An 18317-nucleotide genomic window follows, 5' to 3' on the forward strand; every position below is an offset into this window, starting at 1 on the left:
GGGGCTGCGCCCCGTGCTTTTCAGGGGCGCGGCCCCGCCGGCTTTCAGGCCGGCAGGGCCGTGGTCTTTCACCCGGGGCTGTGGTCTTTCAGGCCGACGGGGCGTGATCCTTCAGGTCGGCGGAGCCGCGGTCTTTCAGGCCCGCAGGGGCCTGAATCTTTAGGGGCGCGGGGAACTGCGCGAGAAGCCCCACCGGACCCGCACCAGCCGACGAACCGAACCCCCCGAGCTGTCAGGCGGCCACAGACACCCCCACCTCCGCCGGGGCGAGCGCCAGTTCCAGAACCTGGCGGACATCGGTGACGGCATGGACGTCGAGCGTGTCGAGGACCTCGGCGGGCACATCGTCGAGGTCCGCCTCGTTCCGCTTGGGAATGATGACGGTCGTGACCCCGGCCCGATGCGCCGCCAGCAGCTTCTGCTTGACGCCACCGATGGGCAGCACCCGCCCGGTCAGCGAGACCTCCCCGGTCATCGCCACATCCGTACGGACCAGCCGCCCGGACAGCAGCGAGGCCAGGGCCGTCGTCATGGTGACACCGGCGCTCGGCCCGTCCTTGGGAACCGCGCCCGCCGGGAAGTGGATGTGCACACCCCGGTCCTTGAGGTCGGCGACCGGCAGCTCCAGCTCCGCACCGCGCGACCGCAGGAAGGAGAGCGCGATCTGCGCGGACTCCTTCATCACGTCACCCAGCTGCCCGGTGAGCGTCAGCCCCGCCGCGCCCGTCTCCGGGTCGGCGAGCGACGCCTCGACGTACAGCACGTCACCGCCCGCCCCGGTGACCGCGAGCCCGGTGGCGACACCCGGCACGGCCGTACGCCGCTCCGCCGGATCCTGCGCCGCCTCCGGCACATGGTGCGGGCGCCCGATGAGCCCGCGCAGATCCCCGTCGGTGACGGTGAACGGCAGCTCCCGCTGCCCCAGTTCGTGCTGGGCCGCGACCTTGCGCAGCAGCCGCGCCACGGACCGCTCCAGGTTCCGTACGCCCGCCTCGCGCGTGTACTCACCGGCCAGCTTGCGCAGCGCGCCCTCGTCGAGGACGACCTCGTCGGCGCCGAGCCCGGCCCGGTCCAGCTGCCGGGGCAGCAGGTGGTCCCGGGCGATGACGACCTTCTCGTCCTCGGTGTAGCCGTCCAGCCGGACGAGCTCCATCCGGTCGAGCAGCGCCTCCGGGATCGCCTCCAGCACGTTGGCGGTGGCCAGGAAGACGACGTCGCTCAGGTCCAGCTCGACCTCCAGGTAGTGGTCCCGGAAGGTGTGGTTCTGGGCCGGGTCGAGGACTTCGAGCAGCGCGGCGGCCGGGTCGCCCCGGAAGTCGGAGCCCACCTTGTCGATCTCGTCGAGCAGGACGACGGGGTTCATGGACCCGGCCTCCTTGATGGCGCGGACGATACGACCGGGCAGCGCGCCCACGTACGTACGCCGGTGCCCGCGGATCTCCGCCTCGTCGCGCACCCCACCGAGCGCGACCCGGACGAACTTGCGCCCCATGGCGTGTGCCACGGACTCCCCGAGGCTGGTCTTGCCGACACCGGGCGGCCCGACGAGCGCGAGCACGGCACCGCCGCGCCGCCCGCCGACGACACCCAGCCCCCGGTCCGCACGCCGCTTGCGCACGGCCAGGTACTCGGTGATGCGCTCCTTCACGTCCTCGAGGCCCGCGTGCTCGGCGTCGAGAATCCTCTTCGCCCCCCGGATGTCGTACTCGTCCTGGGTCCGCTCGTTCCACGGCAGTTCGAGCACGGTGTCGAGCCAGGTCCGGATCCACCCGCCCTCGGGCGACTGGTCGCTCGACCGCTCCAGCTTGTCGACCTCCTTGAGCGCGGCCTCCCGTACGGTCTCCGGCAGATCGGCGGCCTCGACGCGGGCCCGGTAGTCGTCGGACTCCTCGCCGTCCTGCTCGCCGTTCAGCTCGCGCAGTTCCTTGCGGACGGCTTCGAGCTGGCGCCGCAGCAGGAACTCGCGCTGCTGCTTCTCGACGCCCTCCTGGACGTCCTTGGCGATGGTCTCGGCGACGTCCTGCTCGGCGAGGTGGTCGCGCAGCTGCTGGGTGGCGAGCTTCAGCCGGGCGACCGGGTCGCCGGTCTCCAGGAGCTGGATCTTCTGCTCGGTGGTGAGGAACGGCGAGTAGCCGGAGTTGTCGGCGAGCGCGGAGACGTCGTCGATCGCCTGCACCCGGTCCACGACCTGCCAGGCGCCGCGCTTGCGCAGCCAGCTGGTGGCAAGTGCCTTGTACTCCTTGACGAGTTCGGCGACCTGGCCGGGCAGCGGCTCCGGCACGCTCTCGTCGATCCGCGTCCCCTCGACCCACAGCGCGGCGCCGGGCCCGGTGGTCCCGGCCCCGATCCGCACCCGGCCGAGCCCGCGGATAAGCGCCCCGGGGTCCCCGTCCGCCAGCCGTCCGACCTGCTCGACGGTCCCGAGCACACCCGTGCCCGCGTACGCCCCGTCGATCCGCGGCACCAGCAGCACCTTCGGCTTCCCGGGCTCCGCCCGCGCCGCCGCCTGCGCGGCCTCCACCGCGGCCCGTACATCCGTGTCATTGAGGTCCAGCGGCACCACCATTCCCGGCAGCACGACCTCTTCGTCGAGCGGCAGCACGGGCAGGGTGAGCGGTGCGGACGTGGATGCCATGATCTCTCCCTAGGCAGTCAAGTTGAGCTATGCCGACTCAATGCACCTGAGCCGATGAATGTTCCCCGAGGGGCGGGGCGTTCGCTGTGGGCGATCACGGCAGCCATGGCGGCGCCGACCGGCACGTAATAGCCTCATGCCACTATCACCTATTACGAACACGGGGGCCGTGGTGGACGGAATCGTGCGTGCCTGGGCCGACGGATGGGTCGTGTCGCGCGGCGCGGCGCCCCCGGCGGCCGAGCCCTGGGGCCTGACGATCGACATGGGGATGGCCCAGCACGTCACCCGCCACGTCTTCACCGCGACGAACGACGACGTGGAGGAGGCGACGGTCCGCAAGGTCGCGGACGCCGTCACCGGAGCCGGGACCTGGCTCAAGGTCTTCGCGGAGCCGTCGAGGGTGACCCCCTGGCTGGGCGAGGGCTGGTGGGTGGACCCCGAGCCGGGCTGCCTGATGTCGGTACGCCTGAGGACACCGAAGGCCCCGGCCCCCGTCCCCGACGGCTACCGGCTGCGCACCTGGTCGCGCGGCGGTGTGACCCGGGTGATGATCGCCGCACCGGACGGCTCCTGGGCCGCGCGCGGCCAGATCGCCCCGACCGGCGCGACGGCGGTCGTCGACCAGATAGAGACCTCCCCGGACCACCGCCGCCGCGGCCTCGGCACCCTCGTCATGCACACCCTCACCCGTGCCGCCCTCGAACAGGGCGCGGAGACAGGGGTGCTGGGCGGAACTCCGGACGGGCGGGCGCTGTACGAGTCGCTGGGGTGGCGGGTGGAGGCGCCGCTGACGAGTGCGAAGTTCACGGGGCGGCCGCGAGTGGAGCGCTCGTGAGCGGAGGGCTGCCCGAGCGGAGGGCGTACGCGCCCTCTGTGCGTCCTCCGCGCGCCCTCTGAGCGGCGCGCGGGCGCCGCCCGGACCACCCGCGCACATCCTCGCCCCACAGGACAGCCGCCACTCACGCAACCTCACACAGCGCATCGGGCGATAGCTGAACGTGATGACATTGGCGGCCGCCCCTGGTGACCTCGCGGCCCGATCGACCGACGACCACCGAGGCCGCATGACCACGTTTCCCGGGTGCCCGTCCTGCACCGACCCGCCGCCCGCACCCGCCCCCGAGGACGACGCCCCCTGCGACAGCCACCTCGTCCACGCCATGGCCGAGGGCAGCGGAGAGGCGCTGTCGGAGCTGTTCAGCCGGCACGCGGGAAGCGTCTTCGCGTATCTCCTGAACCGCGGATTCTCCGCCGACACCGCCGAGGACGCGGTGCAGGAGGCGTTCCTGTCCGCGTGGAAGGGCGCGTCGTCGTTCCACGAGGGCAACGCCATCGGGTGGTTGATGCGGATCGCCCACCGCCGGGCCCTCGACCTCGTCCGCGAGCAGGGCCGCCGTGCCGCCCTCGACGAGCGCGTCCAGTCCGCGCCCCCGGCCGACACCACGGTCCCCTCCGCCGAGGACTGCCTCCTCGCCTCCTCCCCGCGCTACACCGCCGTCGCCGTCGCCCTCGCGGAACTTCCGGCGGCCCAGCGGGACGTCATCGAGCTGCGCTATCTCCACCGGCTCAGCGTCCGCGAGACCGCCGAGCGGCTGGGGGTGGCGGAGGGGACGGTGAAGGCGCGGGCCTCGCGCGGGTGTGCCCAGTTACGGCGGTGGTTGCTGACGCATGGGGACGGAGGTGACGAGGAAGGTGGTCGCGGCGACCGGGTTCCACGTCCGCGTCCGTAACGCGTGGGCGCGGCGGACCGACTCGGGCGCCGGCCATCTGCGGGTGCTGCGAGCGCAGTTGCGGAGGGGACCGGCGGCGCCCGGAGCGGCGGTGTTCACGGTCGTCCTCCTGCTGACCGCCTGGCCCTCGCGCACCTCGCCGCACGAGGAGGCCTGGCACGGGGACTGGATCAACACGAGCGCGGTCCTCGGCTCGAGTCTCGCCTTCGGACTGCCGGTCGCCGTGGGCGTCGCCTGCTGGCAGGGCGGTGCCCAGACACGTGCCGGCATGCGCTGGGCCCAGGAACAGGCGGTACGTCCGCCGGTCGCCCGGGCTCTGCTCGCCTGCGCCCCGTCCGTCCTGTGGCCGCTGACCGCGTTCCTCGCCTTCACGCTCCTGCTCATGGGCATGACCTGGTGGACCGCCACAGCCGGAGCACCGCCCTGTCTCGAAGCGGCCTACAGCACACTGCTGCTGACCGCGCTCACGGCACTGGCGCACGTCCTGGGCGAGTTGCTGCCGCTGCGCGTCGTACCCGTTCTCGCCGCGGTGGGTTCCGCGCTGCTGCTCTCCCTCAACTCCGCCAGGACGAGCTACGGCTCCCTGGCCAACGGGCTGACGTTCTACGACGTCACTCCCGACCGGCGCTACACGGGCCGCCCCGTCCCCGGATACGAGGACGATTTCGGTTCCCCTTCGGCATACGACTACTGGGAGACCTCTGCTCCCTCCGACGTGACCTGGCCCTACTGGCTGCTCCTCGCCCTCCTGGCCACCGCGACGGCCACGGCGGTCGGGGTCCTGGCCCGGCGGTGGCTCCCCGTGGCACTCCTCTGCGCCGCTCTGACGTCGGCCGCGGTCCTGCCCGTCGACTACGCGGCCACACGCCCCGAGCCCGTCCTCATGGCGGTCCGCTGTTCACGCGGCACACCCGTTCTGTGCCTGTCGGACGACCGGGCGGCCTTCCACCAGGAGTCACGCCGGATGGTCGCCCACTTCGCCGCCCGACTGGCCGATGTACGTGGGGCACCCTCCCACTACCTGGCGACGGCGGAGACGGGACGCGGCTGCCGGTCCCCCGGCCCGTACACGTCTCCCAGGGGATGGACGGTGGAGTTCGCCGCGACCGACGCACCGGACATCCGGTTCGACGAGGTCGCCCATGACATCGCCATGTCATGCAGCCTCGGCTCCAACGACTCGCAACGGCATGCCGAGTACCTCGTCGCGGCCGTCCACACCTGGCTGGTCCCGGTCGAGCGGCGCGGCCCGCACACCCGCCCGCCGGCCGTACGCCGCGCGGTGGCCCGCCTCTCCGCCCTGCCGCACCGCACCCGCGCCGCCTGGTTGACCGACTACTTCACCGCCCTTCGACGCGATTCCCCCATCCCCGGGCTCCCGGCCCCGGGGGCAGACAGCCCGTCCCGGAAGAAGCCCGCCCGATGACCGATCCGCTGCCCCTCGTCCATCCCCTCCCGCGTATCGACGACGGCCACCTCCCCCTCTCCTGGGTCGCCGGCTACGCCGAAGGTTCCCTTTCCTCCGACCTGATCACGCACACCGAGGCCCACCTCCTCGCGTGCCGCCACTGCTCCGGCGCCGTCAACTCCTCCGTACAGAACGGAATCCACGGCATGCGACTCGACGCCATGCGTGGCGCACTGCTCAGCCGACTCGGCGGCCCCCCGCCCCCCAGCGATCCGCCGCCCCCGGCCGGGCCGGACAACGGCCGACCAGGGCGGCGTCCCCCCTGGCTGGCCGCGGTGCACGGGCTACGGCTGCCGTGGCTGTTGGCCGTACTCGCCGTGTGCACGGCCGGAGTGGGGCTCGCCCACCTCCATGACAACCGCGCCGTCCTGCCCTCCTTGCTCCTCCTCGCCCCGGTCCTGCCGCTGCTGTGCGTGGCGGCGAGCTACGGCGGAAAGGCCGACCCGTTCGCGGAGGTGACCCGCACCACCCCCTCCGGAGGGCTACGGCTTCTCCTGATCAGGACCGGGCAGGTGCTGGCCCTGTGCGTGCCGTTGCTCTCGATGGCGGCACTCGCCCTGCCCCGGACCAAGACCCTCGAAGCGAGCCCCGCCGGCTGGCTCCTGCCCTGCCTGGTCCTGACTCTGGCCACGCTGGTCCTCAGCTCGTACGTCGACAGCCGCGTCGCGGCCCTGCTCACCAGCGGTGGCTGGCTGCTCGTCGTGGGGGCGGTCGCCCACCTGTGCAGGCAGAAGTCGAACCCGCGGGCCACGGACATGGACCGGCTGGCCGACGCGCTGAGCATGCTCCTCGTCGGCACCGTCCAGATGGTCTACGCCATCGGCGCAGCCGTCCTCGTGGAGCTTCTCTTCCTCCGCCGCCACGCCTACAACACCCCCGCCCCCGGCGACCGCCGCCCCTCTCGGGGCCGACGAGACCAGCGAGCCCCTCGATGATCCACACCGACCGTCTCTGCGTACGCCGCCGCCGAACCCTCGTCCTGGACGAACTCACCCTCACGCTCGGCGAGGGCGTCCACGCCCTCCTCGGCCCCAACGGCGCCGGAAAATCCACCCTCCTGCGTGTCCTCGCCACGTCGTACTCGGCCACCGAAGGCACGCTCACCCTCCTCGACCGCGACCCCCGCGTCCCGGCCCAACGCCTGGAGATCCGGCGCCGTCTCGGGTACCTCCCGCAGGAGTTCGGGGTGTTCCGCGGCTACACGGTCCGGGAGTTCCTGTCCTACGCCGCCTGGCTGCGCGAGATGCCGGGCGGCCGTATCCCGGAGGCGGTCACGAGGGCGGCGGAGGCCGTCGGGCTGGGCGACCGCCTCGGCGACAAGCTGCGCACCCTCTCCGGCGGGATGAAACAGCGCGTCGGTATCGCCCAGGCCGTCGTCAACTCACCGACCCTGCTCCTGCTCGACGAGCCGACGGCCGGGCTCGATCCGCGGCAGCGGTCGGAGTTCCACGGCCTGGTGCGGCGGTTGGGCCGGACCGCGTGCGTGGTCGTGTCGACGCACCTGATGGAGGACGTCGAGGGTGCCTGCGACGACGTCACCGTCCTGGCCTCCGGCCGCGTCGCCTTCCACGGCCCGCTCGACGCGCTGGACGCGGCCGGCGGCTACGCGGCGGTGGTGGCCTGAGCCGGTCCCGGACCGGCCTCCGGGTATGCCCGGGCAGCGCCCCGGTCCGTCCGCCGCCACCGCCGCACCACCGGCCACATCGCCACCCCGATCGCCAAGGACAGCAGATGGCCCCAGTTCGTCATCGGGTCCGTGTACGCGATCAGGTCGTCCACCAGCATCCCGCCGAACCCCAGCAGAATCGGCCACCGCAGCCACGGCGACAGCAGCCCGGCCAGCGCGCCCACGCTCGACGCCACCCCGAAGCTGATGCCGTAGTCGAGGCGGTGGAGGGAACTGTCGGGCAGATGACCGGCCAGCACGGCGAAGCCCACCGGGACCTCGGTGGCGAGGGTGGCGAGGACGTGCCCCACCAGAAAGACCCCGGCCGTACGCCACCCGCCGATCCGGCGCTCCAGCCCGGTCAGCACCAGCAGGAAACCGAGGGCGTACGGGGATCCGACCCCGCCCGCGACCCACAGCGCGCTCGCGAACAGAACGAGCACCGGGGCCTGGACCAGATGCGCCACATCCGTGCTGGAGCCCTGGTGCAGGGCGTGCACCAGGGCCGGATCGGCGTACTCGGCGACGAGCGAGGTGACCACCAGGACGGCGGCGTAGAAGAAGGTGAAGGGCGTGGCCACGGGGGTGGGGAGCAGCCGCCAGGGGCGCGGGAGCGGGGGGCGCGTGGAGCGGGCGGGCGCGCGCTGGGCGAGCCGAACGGGCTCGCGTTCCCGCGCCTGTTGCGCCGCCCGCACGGGTGCCGGACCCGGCTGCCGCGGGATGCCGTCGAGCACGGGCCCGGTCACCGACGACGTCACGCCACCCCGCGCCGCACCCACCTCGGTCTCCCCGAGCTCCCCAGCCTCCCCGGGCGTCACGCTCTCCACGGGCTTCACGGGCTTCACGCTCTCGGCGGCATCCAAGGTGAGGCGCTCCTTCCGTTTCACCCCAGCCTCGACGCCCCGGCACCCCCCTGTCTGTGACCGCCACCACCCCGACCACGATTCACAGCAACTCGACAGGCTCGCAACAGGCTTACGACCCGGTCTGCCCGTACGGCCACGACTCGTCGTCAGCTCGTCGTCAGCTCGTCGTAATTCAGCCGTCCGCCCGCCACCGGCACGTAAAGATGGGCTCATGCCCATCACCGACGAACCCGAAGTCATCGACCGGCGCGAGGGCCCCTACGGCGAGGTCGTGCTGCGGCGGCACGGAGAGCTGTTGCAGATCATCGCCAACGGGTGCTTCTTGATGGACACCTCCGACGGCCGCTCGGAACGACTGCTGGTCGACGCCGCCCTCGCCGCACTGACCGGCCGTTCTCGGCCAAGTGTGCTCATCGGGGGTCTGGGCGTCGGCTTCTCACTCGCCCACGCCGCCGCGGATCCGCGCTGGGGCCCGATCACTGTTGTCGAACGCGAACCCTCCGTCATCGAATGGCATCGGGCCGGACCGCTGGCCGAGGTGTCCGCCGAAGCGCTCGCGGACCCCCGTACGGAGATCGTGGAAGCGGATCTCGTCGAGTACGTCAATGAGACATCCGCCACGTTCGACGCGCTCTGCCTGGACATCGACAACGGGCCCGGCTGGACCGTCTCCGAGGGCAACGGAAACCTCTACGCCCCGACCGGACTGGCAAGCTGCGCAAGGGTGTTGAGCCCTGGTGGGGTACTTGCCGTCTGGTCCGCCCAGCCATCTGCGGAATTCGAGGAAACCTTGGGGAATGCCGGGTTCCAACAGGTGCGTACCGAAGAGATCCCGGTTGCCCGAGGAGTTCCGGACGTGGTGCACCTCGCGATCCGACCTGGATAGCCCTGGTGCGGTGACTGCCCGTACCCTGCTTGCCTGACGCCGATCATTCAAGCGTCAATCGCAGTCATGCGCAGCCATGCGTAGTCAAGGGATCACCCCACGGATTCCGGAAAGCAACACAGGGGCGGGCGATGGAGCAGACACACACCACCCACAGCAGCACCACAGCGACGCCGGGCGCACAGCGCCGGGTGCTCGTGGTCGAGGACGACCCGACGATCGTCGACGCCATCGCGGCCCGTCTGCGCGCCGAGGGTTTCGTCGTGCAGACCGCGTCCGACGGCCCGGCCGCGGTGGACACCGCGGAGGCCTGGCAGCCCGATCTGCTGATCCTCGACATCATGCTGCCCGGCTTCGACGGCCTGGAGGTGTGCAGGCGCGTCCAGGCCCAGCGGCCCGTCCCCGTGCTGATGCTCACCGCCCGGGACGACGAGACGGACATGCTGGTCGGGCTCGGCGTCGGCGCCGACGACTACATGACCAAGCCGTTCTCCATGCGTGAGCTGGCCGCCCGCGTGCATGTCCTGCTGCGCCGCGTGGAGCGGGCCGCGCTGGCCGCCACCACACCGCGCTCGGGCATCCTGCGCCTCGGCGAGCTGGAGATCGACCACGCGCAGCGCCGCGTCCGGGTCCGCAGCGAGGACGTACACCTCACGCCCACCGAGTTCGACCTCCTCGTATGTCTCGCGAACACCCCGCGTGCCGTACTGTCGCGCGAGCAGCTGCTCGCCGAGGTGTGGGACTGGGCGGACGCGTCCGGGACGCGGACCGTGGACAGCCACATCAAGGCGCTGCGGCGGAAGATCGGCGCGGAGCGGATCCGCACGGTGCACGGTGTGGGGTACGCCCTGGAGACCCCGAATCCCTGACCTGTGCTCGCCGTCCGCGTGCGCGGGGCAGACGCAGGCAGGTAGGCACAGGGGGCTGGTGGCGTGATGAGCGGAGTCGGTGACCCGAGGTCCCGGAACCGGAATCCCGGAGGCGCGCAGGCACGGAAGGGCGCGGGACCGCTCGGCGGTCTGCGTCCCTTCTCGATCAAGACGAAGCTCGGCGCGCTCGTCGTCATCTCGGTCCTCATCACGACCGGTCTGTCGATGATCGCGGTGCACACCAAGACGGAGCTGCGCTTCATCACGGTGTTCTCGATGATCGCCACACTCTTGATTACGCAGTTCGTGGCGCATTCGCTCACCGCCCCGCTGGACGAGATGAACGCGGTCGCCCGGTCCATCTCGCGCGGCGACTACACCCGCCGGGTCAGCGAGAACCGCCGGGACGAGCTGGGTGACCTCGCCCACACGATCAATCTCATGGCCGACGAGCTGGAGGCCCAGGACCGCCAGCGCAAGGAACTCGTGGCGAATGTCTCCCACGAGCTGCGCACGCCCATCGCGGGCCTGCGGGCGGTCCTGGAGAACATCGTCGACGGCGTCACGCAGGCCGACCCCGAGACAATGCGTACGGCCCTGAAGCAGACGGAACGCCTGGGCCGCCTGGTGGAGACCCTGCTGGACCTCTCACGCCTGGACAACGGCGTGGTCCCGCTGCGCCGCCGCCGCTTCGAGGTCTGGCCGTACCTCTCGGGCGTCCTCAAGGAGGCCCAGATGGTCTCCTCAGCCCGCGGCGGCATCGCCTCGGACTCCGGCAAGCACACCCGCACCGACGTGCACCTGCACCTGGACGTGCACCCGCCGGAGCTGACGGCCAACGCCGACCCGGAGCGCATCCACCAGGTCGTCGCCAACCTCATCGACAACGCGGTCAAGCACAGCCCTGCGCACGGCCGCGTCACGGTGAGGGCCCGCCGGGGCCCGACCCCGGAATCCCTCGACCTCGAAGTCCTGGACGAGGGCCCCGGCATCCCCGAGTCCGAGTGGCACCGCGTCTTCGAACGCTTCAACCGCGGCGCCGTCAGCTCCCCCCACGGCCCCGGCAGCGACGGCGGCACCGGCCTGGGCCTCGCCATCGCCCGCTGGGCGGTGGACCTCCACGGCGGCCGCATCGGCGTGGCCGAGTCCCCGAAGGGCTGCCGCATCCAGGTGCTCCTCCCCGGCGTCTCCCCCCAGCCCGGCCAACGCCCCCAGCCGGCCTGACCGGCATGGGTGGCGCCCAGCGCTTTTAAGGGGCGCGGAGAACTGCGCGAGCAACCACACACAACCCGCACGCGCCCACGAACCAGCACCCCCGAGCTCTGAGGCGCAGGGGGGCAAAGGGGCACAGCCCCTTGAGGATGGGACGGGTAGGGGCGGCGGGGGCGAAAAATCCCCCGATACCCACATCCCGCATGGCCGAATCCCCCCACCCTTGCCAAATATCGCTCATCCTCCCGGGGCTTACTTCTCCCCCAAGTTGACGTAAAGTTCGAAGCGGAGCCACAAGATCCACGCCACGTCCGCCCAGCCGGACACGTGTGATCAGGTGCGTTCAGGCAGAGGGCCGCGTCCACATACCCGCAGGCCCCACCCGACGCATGCCCCGCACCCACCCCCCACCCCCATTCCAGACCGGAACCACGCTTGTTTCCCGCCATTTCCACCCCCGAAACACGCTTTCCGATGTGACTTACACGACGAAGAGCGGACTCGGCCTGACCTTCCCGGCCACGGGGGCGTAGCCTTAATTCCCGCTGTCCATCACCTTGTGAAGCGGAAGAGGGCGGTTGCCGCCGTGTCGCCACAGTCCCCCAGTAACTCGAGCATCTCGACCGACGCAGACCAAGCGGGTAAGAACCCCGCCGCGGCCTTCGGTCCGAACGAGTGGCTCGTCGATGAGATCTATCAGCAGTACCTCCAGGACCCGAACTCGGTAGACCGAGCCTGGTGGGACTTCTTCGCCGACTACAAGCCAGGCGCCGCTGCCGCCTCGGCTCCGGCGAGCACTGCGGCCGCGGGGGCCGCAGCGACCACCACGCCCGCGGCACCCGCCGCGCCGGCCCAGGCCGCACCCGCCGCCCCGGCGGCCCCGAAGCCCGCCGCGGCTCCGGCCCCGGCCCCCGCGAAGCCCGCGGCAGCGGCCCCCGCGCCCGCCAAGCCGGCGGCCTCCGCCCCGGCGAAGCAGGCCGCGCCCGCCGCCGCTGCCGACGGCCCGGAGCTGATCACGCTGCGTGGCCCGGCCGCCGCGGTCGCGAAGAACATGAACGCCTCCCTGGAGCTGCCCACGGCCACGTCCGTGCGCGCCGTCCCGGTGAAGCTGCTGTTCGACAACCGCATCGTCATCAACAACCACCTGAAGCGCGCCCGGGGCGGGAAGATCTCCTTCACGCACCTGATCGGCTACGCGATGGTGCAGGCCATCAAGGCCATGCCGTCGATGAACTGGCACTACGCGGAGAAGGACGGGAAGCCCACCCTCGTCAAGCCGCCGCACGTCAACTTCGGCCTCGCCATCGACCTGGTGAAGCCCAACGGCGACCGCCAGCTGGTCGTCGCGGGCATCAAGAAGGCCGAGACGCTGAACTTCTTCGAGTTCTGGCAGGCCTACGAGGACATCGTCCGCCGCGCCCGTGACGGCAAGCTGACGATGGACGACTTCACCGGTGTCACGGTCTCCCTGACCAACCCCGGCGGCCTCGGCACCGTCCACTCCGTGCCGCGCCTGATGCCCGGTCAGTCGGTCATCATGGGCGTCGGTTCCATGGACTACCCGGCCGAGTTCCAGGGCACGAGCCAGGACACCCTCAACAAGCTCGGCATCGCGAAGGTCATGACGCTCACGTCGACCTACGACCACCGGGTCATCCAGGGCGCCGCCTCCGGCGAGTTCCTACGCGTCGTCGCCAACTCCCTCCTCGGGGAGAACGGCTTCTACGACGAGATCTTCGAGGCGCTGCGCATCCCCTACGAGCCGGTCCGCTGGCTCAAGGACATCGACGCCAGCCACGACGACGACGTCACCAAGGCCGCCCGGGTCTTCGAGCTGATCCACTCCTACCGGGTCCGCGGCCACGTCATGGCCGACACCGACCCGCTGGAGTACCGCCAGCGCAAGCACCCCGACCTGGACATCACCGAGCACGGGCTCACCCTGTGGGACCTGGAGCGCGAGTTCGCGGTCGGCGGTTTCGCGGGCAAGTCCCTGATGAAGCTCCGCGACATCCTCGGCGTCCTGCGCGACTCGTACTGCCGTACGACCGGCGTCGAGTTCATGCACATCCAGGACCCGAAGCAGCGCCGCTGGATCCAGGACCGTATCGAGCGCCCGCACACCAAGCCGGAGCGCGAGGAGCAGCTGCGCATCCTGCGCCGGCTGAACGCGGCCGAGGCCTTCGAGACCTTCCTGCAGACGAAGTACGTCGGCCAGAAGCGCTTCTCCCTGGAGGGCGGCGAGTCGGTCATCCCGCTGCTCGACGCGGTCATCGACTCGGCGGCCGAGTCCCGCCTCGACGAGGTCGTCATCGGCATGGCCCACCGCGGCCGGCTGAACGTCCTGGCGAACATCGTCGGCAAGTCGTACGCCCAGATCTTCCGCGAGTTCGAGGGCAACCTCGACCCGAAGTCGATGCACGGCTCCGGCGACGTGAAGTACCACCTGGGCGCCGAGGGCACCTTCACGGGCCTGGACGGCGAGCAGATCAAGGTCAGCCTGGTCGCGAACCCCTCGCACCTGGAGGCGGTCGACCCCATCGTCGAGGGTGTCTCCCGCGCCAAGCAGGACATCATCAACAAGGGCGGCACGGACTTCACGGTCCTGCCGGTGGCCCTGCACGGCGACGCGGCCTTCGCGGGCCAGGGCGTGGTGGCCGAGACCCTGAACATGTCGCAGCTGCGCGGATACCGCACCGGCGGCACGGTCCACATCGTCATCAACAACCAGGTCGGCTTCACGGCCGCCCCGGAGTCCTCGCGTTCCTCCATGTACGCGACGGACGTGGCCCGCATGATCGAGGCCCCGATCTTCCACGTGAACGGCGACGACCCGGAGGCCGTGGTCCGCGTCGCGCGGCTCGCCTTCGAGTTCCGTCAGGCGTTCAACAAGGACGTGGTGATCGACCTCATCTGCTACCGCCGCCGCGGTCACAACGAGTCGGACAACCCGGCCTTCACGCAGCCGCTGATGTACGACCTGATCGACAAGAAGCGCTCGGTGCGCAAGCTCTACACCGAGTCCCTGATCGGTCGCGGCGACATCACCCTGGAAGAGGCCGAGCAGGCGCTGCAGGACTACCAGGGCCAGCTGGAGAAGGTCTTCACGGAGGTCCGCGAGGCCACCTCGCAGCCGGCGTCCGCCGAGGTCCACGACCCGCAGGACGGCTTCCCGGTCGCGGTGAACACCGCGATCACGGCGGAGACCGTCAAGCGCATCGCCGAGTCCCAGGTCAACGTCCCGGACCACATCACCGCCCACCCGCGTCTGCTGCCGCAGCTGCAGCGCCGGGCGTCGATGGTCGAGGACGGCACGATCGACTGGGGCATGGGCGAGACCCTCGCGATCGGCTCCCTCCTCCTGGAGGGCACCCCGGTCCGCCTGGCCGGCCAGGACTCGCAGCGCGGCACCTTCGGCCAGCGTCACGCGGTGATCATCGACCGTGAGACGGGCGAGGAGTTCACGCCGCTGATGTACCTCTCCGAGGACCAGGCGCGGCTGAACGTCTACAACTCCCTCCTCTCCGAGTACGCGGCGATGGGCTTCGAGTACGGCTACTCGCTCGCCCGCCCCGAGTCCCTGGTGATGTGGGAGGCCCAGTTCGGCGACTTCGTCAACGGCGCCCAGACGGTCGTGGACGAGTTCATCTCGTCGGCGGAGCAGAAGTGGGGCCAGACGTCCGGCGTCACCCTGCTCCTCCCGCACGGCTACGAGGGCCAGGGCCCGGACCACTCGTCCGCCCGCCCGGAGCGCTTCCTCCAGCTCTGCGCGCAGAACAACATGACGGTCGCCATGCCGACCCTCCCGTCGAACTACTTCCACCTCCTGCGGTGGCAGGTGCACAACCCGCACCACAAGCCGCTGGTCGTCTTCACCCCGAAGTCGATGCTGCGCCTCAAGGCCGCCGCGTCGAAGGCGGAGGAGTTCACGAGCGGCGAGTTCCGCCCGGTCATCGGCGACAGCTCGGTCGACCCGAACGCGGTCAAGAAGGTCGTCTTCTGCGCCGGCAAGGTCTACTACGACCTGGAGGCCGAGCGTCAGAAGCGGGGCGTCACCGACACGGCGATCATCCGCATCGAGCGGCTGTACCCGCTGCCGGGCGCCGAGGTCCAGGCCGAGGTCAACAAGTACCCCAACGCCGAGAAGTACCTCTGGACCCAGGAGGAGCCGGCGAACCAGGGTGCCTGGCCGTTCATCGCCCTCAACCTGATCGACCACCTCGACCTCGCGGTCGGCGCGGACGTCCCGCACGGCGAGCGCCTGCGCCGTATCTCCCGCCCGCACGGCTCGTCGCCGGCGGTGGGTTCGGCGAAGCGGCACCAGGCCGAGCAGGAGCAGTTGGTGCGTGAGGTGTTCGAGGCCTGAGGCCTCGAAAGCCGTACGCAACCGGGCCGCACCCCCTCTCCGGGGGTGCGGCCCGGCCGTTTGGGCGCACTTATCCTTGACCCATGTACTTCACGGACCGTGGCATCGAGGAACTGGAGAAGCGGCGCGGCGAGGAGGAGGTCACCTTCGAGTGGCTGGCCGAGCAGCTGCGGACGTTCGTCGATCTGAATCCGGACTTCGAGGTGCCGGTGGAGCGCCTGGCGACCTGGCTGGCACGGCTGGACGACGAGGACGAGGACGAGTAGCCGACCGCCCGGCCCGAGTGTCCGACCGCGCGGCCGGATCGGTGTCAGTCGCGCGGGTGCGCCAGGTCGTACAGCAGGCCGAGGGCGCCGTGGGCGATCAGGAGCCCGCCCGCGGTGAGCCAGCCGGGGCTACGGCGGTGCAGGCCCCAGGCGGTGAGCGGTAGGCCCGCGAGGAGCTGGGCGGTGGCGAGGGCGCGGGCCCTGGGCGTGCCGGCCCAGGGGAGCCAGGGGCCGAGGCGCCCGCGTTCGAGGGCGTCGAGCTCCGTACGGACCGCCCCGCGCCAGCCGGTCCACTCGATGCGCTGCACGCCGGGCTGGACGCGGGCGACCTCGCGCAGACGGTCGGCGGGTTCGCCCGGGGTGAGACCGGCCGGGAGCGTCAGTCCCGCGCGGGTGAGGACGGCGAGGAGGCCCAGCAGCCGGGCGCGGGCGTCCGCCGCCGGGTCGGGTCTGGTGAGGTCGTCCAGGGACTGGGTGTCGAGGACCGGGTCCAGGCCCAGTCGGGCGGCGAAGGTACGCATCGCCTCGTCCTCGCCGGCCGGGGTGCCGTTCGCGAGCCATACGTAGCCGACGGTGCGACGGAAGCCGGAGGCGAGGGTGTAGCCGCTGCGGTCGGCGTCCCACCAGAGGGCGAGCACGGGCCAGGGGACGCCGACGGCGAGGGCGGTCGCCCAGCCGGTGAGGACGCGGTCGACGTGCTCTCCGCCGTGCAGCCAGGGCTTCCCCTCGGGCACGAGCGCGGTCCACTCCGGGCCGGCCGGGGTGAGCAGCATGCGTTCGCGGAGCAGCTGGGCGACGGGGGCGACGGAGTCGGGATCCGCCCGGCAGAGCAGAAGCGCGCCCGGGGCGGGGGTGGGCCGGGGGGCACGGGATCCCTGGGAGCGTTCCGTCGACATGCACCCACGCTAGGGCGATTTGCCCACATACCTCCCTACGGGATCACCAGAACGGGTGTATTGACTTTCCGTGACCGCGATATATCGTGAATTACGGAAGACGCGATATGGCTCGTATGACGCACCAAGTGTGCGGGCGCGTATGGCGTGTTCCGTCCTGCCGGGTCTGTCGAGGAGGTCAGCACCATGTCCGAGTGGTCCGTCGCCGAGCCGCGGAAGCTCACGTTCGAAGATCCGGTGACGGCACTGCATGTGCGCATCGTCAACGGCACGGTGAATGTGATGGGCACCGACGAGGGTTCCGCCCGTCTGGAGGTGTCCGACGTCGAGGGCCCACCGCTGACGGTGACCCAGAAGGACGGCACCCTGACCGTGGCCTACGACGACCTGCCCTGGAAGGGCTTCCTGAAGTGGCTCGACCGCAAGGGCTGGCGTCGCAGCGTCCTGGTGTCGCTCGCCGTCCCGACGGGCACGCGTGTCGAGGTGGGCGTGGTCGGCGCCACGGCCGTCGTGTCCGGCCTTGCCGGGCGTACGGAGGTGAAGGGCATCTCGGGCGACACCACCCTGGTCGGACTGTCGGGCCCGGTGCGCGCCACGACGGTGTCGGGGAACGTGGAGGCGCAGGCCCTCACGGGCGCTCTCCGGCTCAGCTCCGTCTCCGGCGACCTGACCGTCATCGAGGGCTCCTGCCCCACCGTGAAGGCCGACTCGGTGAGCGGCTCCATCATCCTCGACCTCGACCCCACGGGCGGCCCCACCGACGTCGGCCTCACCAGCGTCTCCGGCGAGATCGCCATCCGCCTCCCCCACCCCACCGACACCGAGGTCGAGGCCAACACCGCCAGCGGCACCATCTCCAACGCCTTCGAAGGCCTCCGCGTCAGCGGCCCCTGGGGCGCCCACAAGGTCACCGGCCGCCTCGGCACGGGCAACGGCCGCCTCAAGGCCACCACCGTCTCCGGCTCCATCGCCCTCCTCCGCAGGCCCCCGACGGAGGACGAGCCCTGGGGTGAGGAGGCGGGGAGCGGGGGCCCGGCGGAAGCCGGGGATCCGCAGACCGGCGACGCCACGGAAAAGACCGGGAGCGCAGGGCTGAGCACCGGCATTGGGGAGAGCGGGGAGCCGGGGCCGCCACCAGGCAAGGTCCCGGGCGGTGCGGAGCCGTCGGTGGGCGCGTCCAGCGACGGCTCCGGTCCCGCCGGTGGCACACCGGAGTCCCCGTCAGCGGGCGCGGCCGCGCCGGGCGCGCCCAGCACCCCGCCAGGTACTCCGCCGGGCACCTCACCCGTGGGCCGGACCGATGACGTCACCGGCCACCCGCCCACCGGCCGGCCCGGCGGCGTGACCGACAATCCGTCCGAGGGCTCACCCGAGCTGCCGGACAGCCCACCGGACCACGCCCCCGCCCCGACCGACCGCACGAACGACCGCACGACCGACAAGAAGGTGCTCTG

General features: G+C 71.4%; 13 protein-coding genes and 1 pseudogene. 11 read left to right on the forward strand and 3 right to left on the reverse strand.

Features of this window, described 5'->3' with window-relative positions; translation table 11 throughout:
- Nucleotides 1-232: 232 nt before the first annotated feature.
- Nucleotides 233-2635: an endopeptidase La gene (gene lon, locus ABT147_RS10575; RefSeq protein WP_351404109.1), complete on the reverse strand. Its 2403-nt coding sequence runs from the start codon at nucleotides 2633-2635 to the stop codon at nucleotides 233-235.
- A 172-nt stretch (nucleotides 2636-2807) separates the two neighbouring features.
- Here lon and ABT147_RS10580 point away from each other — a divergent pair, with 172 nt between their 5' ends.
- The 5 genes from ABT147_RS10580 (at nucleotide 2808) to ABT147_RS10600 (ending at nucleotide 7460) form a co-directional block, all read left to right on the forward strand.
- On the forward strand, nucleotides 2808-3473 hold the full coding sequence (locus tag ABT147_RS10580; RefSeq protein ID WP_351404605.1) for a GNAT family N-acetyltransferase: 666 nt from the start codon (nucleotides 2808-2810) through the stop codon (nucleotides 3471-3473).
- A 229-nt stretch (nucleotides 3474-3702) separates the two neighbouring features.
- Nucleotides 3703-4368 carry an RNA polymerase sigma factor gene (locus ABT147_RS10585; RefSeq protein ID WP_351404111.1) on the forward strand — a complete coding sequence of 222 codons (666 nt, stop codon included), beginning with the start codon at nucleotides 3703-3705 and terminating at the stop codon, nucleotides 4366-4368.
- A complete protein-coding gene (locus ABT147_RS10590) occupies nucleotides 4319-5794 on the forward strand; it encodes a hypothetical protein (RefSeq protein ID WP_351404113.1) in 1476 nt (491 codons plus the stop codon). Before ABT147_RS10585 ends, ABT147_RS10590 begins: the two co-directional genes overlap by 50 nt.
- Nucleotides 5791-6771, forward strand: a complete 981-nt coding sequence (locus ABT147_RS10595) for a hypothetical protein (protein WP_351404115.1) — start codon at nucleotides 5791-5793, stop codon at nucleotides 6769-6771. The genes ABT147_RS10590 and ABT147_RS10595 overlap by 4 nt, the downstream gene beginning before the upstream one ends.
- The gene (locus tag ABT147_RS10600) at nucleotides 6768-7460 is read left to right on the forward strand and encodes an ATP-binding cassette domain-containing protein (RefSeq protein WP_351404117.1); all 693 of its coding nucleotides are present in this window, start codon (nucleotides 6768-6770) and stop codon (nucleotides 7458-7460) included. Before ABT147_RS10595 ends, ABT147_RS10600 begins: the two co-directional genes overlap by 4 nt.
- Here the strand turns inward: ABT147_RS10600 and ABT147_RS10605 are convergent.
- Nucleotides 7439-8365, reverse strand: a complete 927-nt coding sequence (locus tag ABT147_RS10605) for a rhomboid-like protein (protein WP_502983066.1) — start codon at nucleotides 8363-8365, stop codon at nucleotides 7439-7441. The genes ABT147_RS10600 and ABT147_RS10605 overlap by 22 nt on opposite strands.
- Nucleotides 8366-8579: 214 nt before the next feature.
- Between ABT147_RS10605 and ABT147_RS10610 the strand changes: the two genes are divergently transcribed.
- The 5 genes from ABT147_RS10610 (at nucleotide 8580) to ABT147_RS10630 (ending at nucleotide 15967) form a co-directional block, all read left to right on the forward strand.
- Entirely contained in the window at nucleotides 8580-9254 is a 675-nt protein-coding gene (locus tag ABT147_RS10610; RefSeq protein WP_351404119.1) for a spermine/spermidine synthase domain-containing protein, read from the forward strand.
- A gap of 131 nt (nucleotides 9255-9385) precedes the next feature.
- Nucleotides 9386-10123, forward strand: coding sequence for a response regulator transcription factor (locus ABT147_RS10615; protein WP_326577558.1), 738 nt, complete (start codon nucleotides 9386-9388; stop codon nucleotides 10121-10123).
- Nucleotides 10124-10189: 66 nt separating this feature from the next.
- Nucleotides 10190-11347: a sensor histidine kinase gene (locus ABT147_RS10620; RefSeq protein ID WP_351404121.1), complete on the forward strand. Its 1158-nt coding sequence runs from the start codon at nucleotides 10190-10192 to the stop codon at nucleotides 11345-11347.
- 574 nt (nucleotides 11348-11921) lie between these two features.
- Nucleotides 11922-15701 (forward strand): multifunctional oxoglutarate decarboxylase/oxoglutarate dehydrogenase thiamine pyrophosphate-binding subunit/dihydrolipoyllysine-residue succinyltransferase subunit, encoded by a 3780-nt coding sequence (locus ABT147_RS10625; RefSeq protein WP_351404123.1) that lies wholly within the window; start codon nucleotides 11922-11924, stop codon nucleotides 15699-15701.
- Between the two features lie 83 nt (nucleotides 15702-15784).
- Entirely contained in the window at nucleotides 15785-15967 is a 183-nt protein-coding gene (locus ABT147_RS10630; RefSeq protein ID WP_003961784.1) for a DUF6104 family protein, read from the forward strand.
- Between the two features lie 44 nt (nucleotides 15968-16011).
- On the opposite strand, the gene ABT147_RS10635 is transcribed toward ABT147_RS10630, so the two are convergent.
- A complete protein-coding gene (locus ABT147_RS10635; RefSeq protein WP_351404125.1) occupies nucleotides 16012-16863 on the reverse strand; it encodes a hypothetical protein in 852 nt (283 codons plus the stop codon).
- Between the two features lie 186 nt (nucleotides 16864-17049).
- On the opposite strand from ABT147_RS10635, the pseudogene ABT147_RS10640 reads away from it, so the two are divergent.
- Nucleotides 17050-17875 (forward strand): annotated as a pseudogene (locus tag ABT147_RS10640) (DUF4097 family beta strand repeat-containing protein); the annotation flags it as partial.
- Nucleotides 17876-18317 lie beyond the last annotated feature (442 nt).

Source organism: Streptomyces sp. NPDC001868, from assembly GCF_040297125.1.
Classification (GTDB): Bacteria; Actinomycetota; Actinomycetes; order Streptomycetales; family Streptomycetaceae; genus Streptomyces.

Coding starts and splice junctions, on each gene's coding strand:
- ABT147_RS10630 (WP_003961784.1), top strand. CDS start 15,785: ATGTACTTCACGGACCGTGGCATCGAGGAACTGGAGAAGCGGCGCGGC.
- ABT147_RS10600 (WP_351404117.1), top strand. CDS start 6,768: ATGATCCACACCGACCGTCTCTGCGTACGCCGCCGCCGAACCCTCGTC.
- ABT147_RS10585 (WP_351404111.1), top strand. CDS start 3,703: ATGACCACGTTTCCCGGGTGCCCGTCCTGCACCGACCCGCCGCCCGCA.
- ABT147_RS10615 (WP_326577558.1), top strand. CDS start 9,386: ATGGAGCAGACACACACCACCCACAGCAGCACCACAGCGACGCCGGGC.
- lon (WP_351404109.1), bottom strand. CDS start 2,635: ATGGCATCCACGTCCGCACCGCTCACCCTGCCCGTGCTGCCGCTCGAC.
- ABT147_RS10620 (WP_351404121.1), top strand. CDS start 10,190: ATGAGCGGAGTCGGTGACCCGAGGTCCCGGAACCGGAATCCCGGAGGC.
- ABT147_RS10635 (WP_351404125.1), bottom strand. CDS start 16,863: ATGTCGACGGAACGCTCCCAGGGATCCCGTGCCCCCCGGCCCACCCCC.
- ABT147_RS10595 (WP_351404115.1), top strand. CDS start 5,791: ATGACCGATCCGCTGCCCCTCGTCCATCCCCTCCCGCGTATCGACGAC.
- ABT147_RS10610 (WP_351404119.1), top strand. CDS start 8,580: ATGCCCATCACCGACGAACCCGAAGTCATCGACCGGCGCGAGGGCCCC.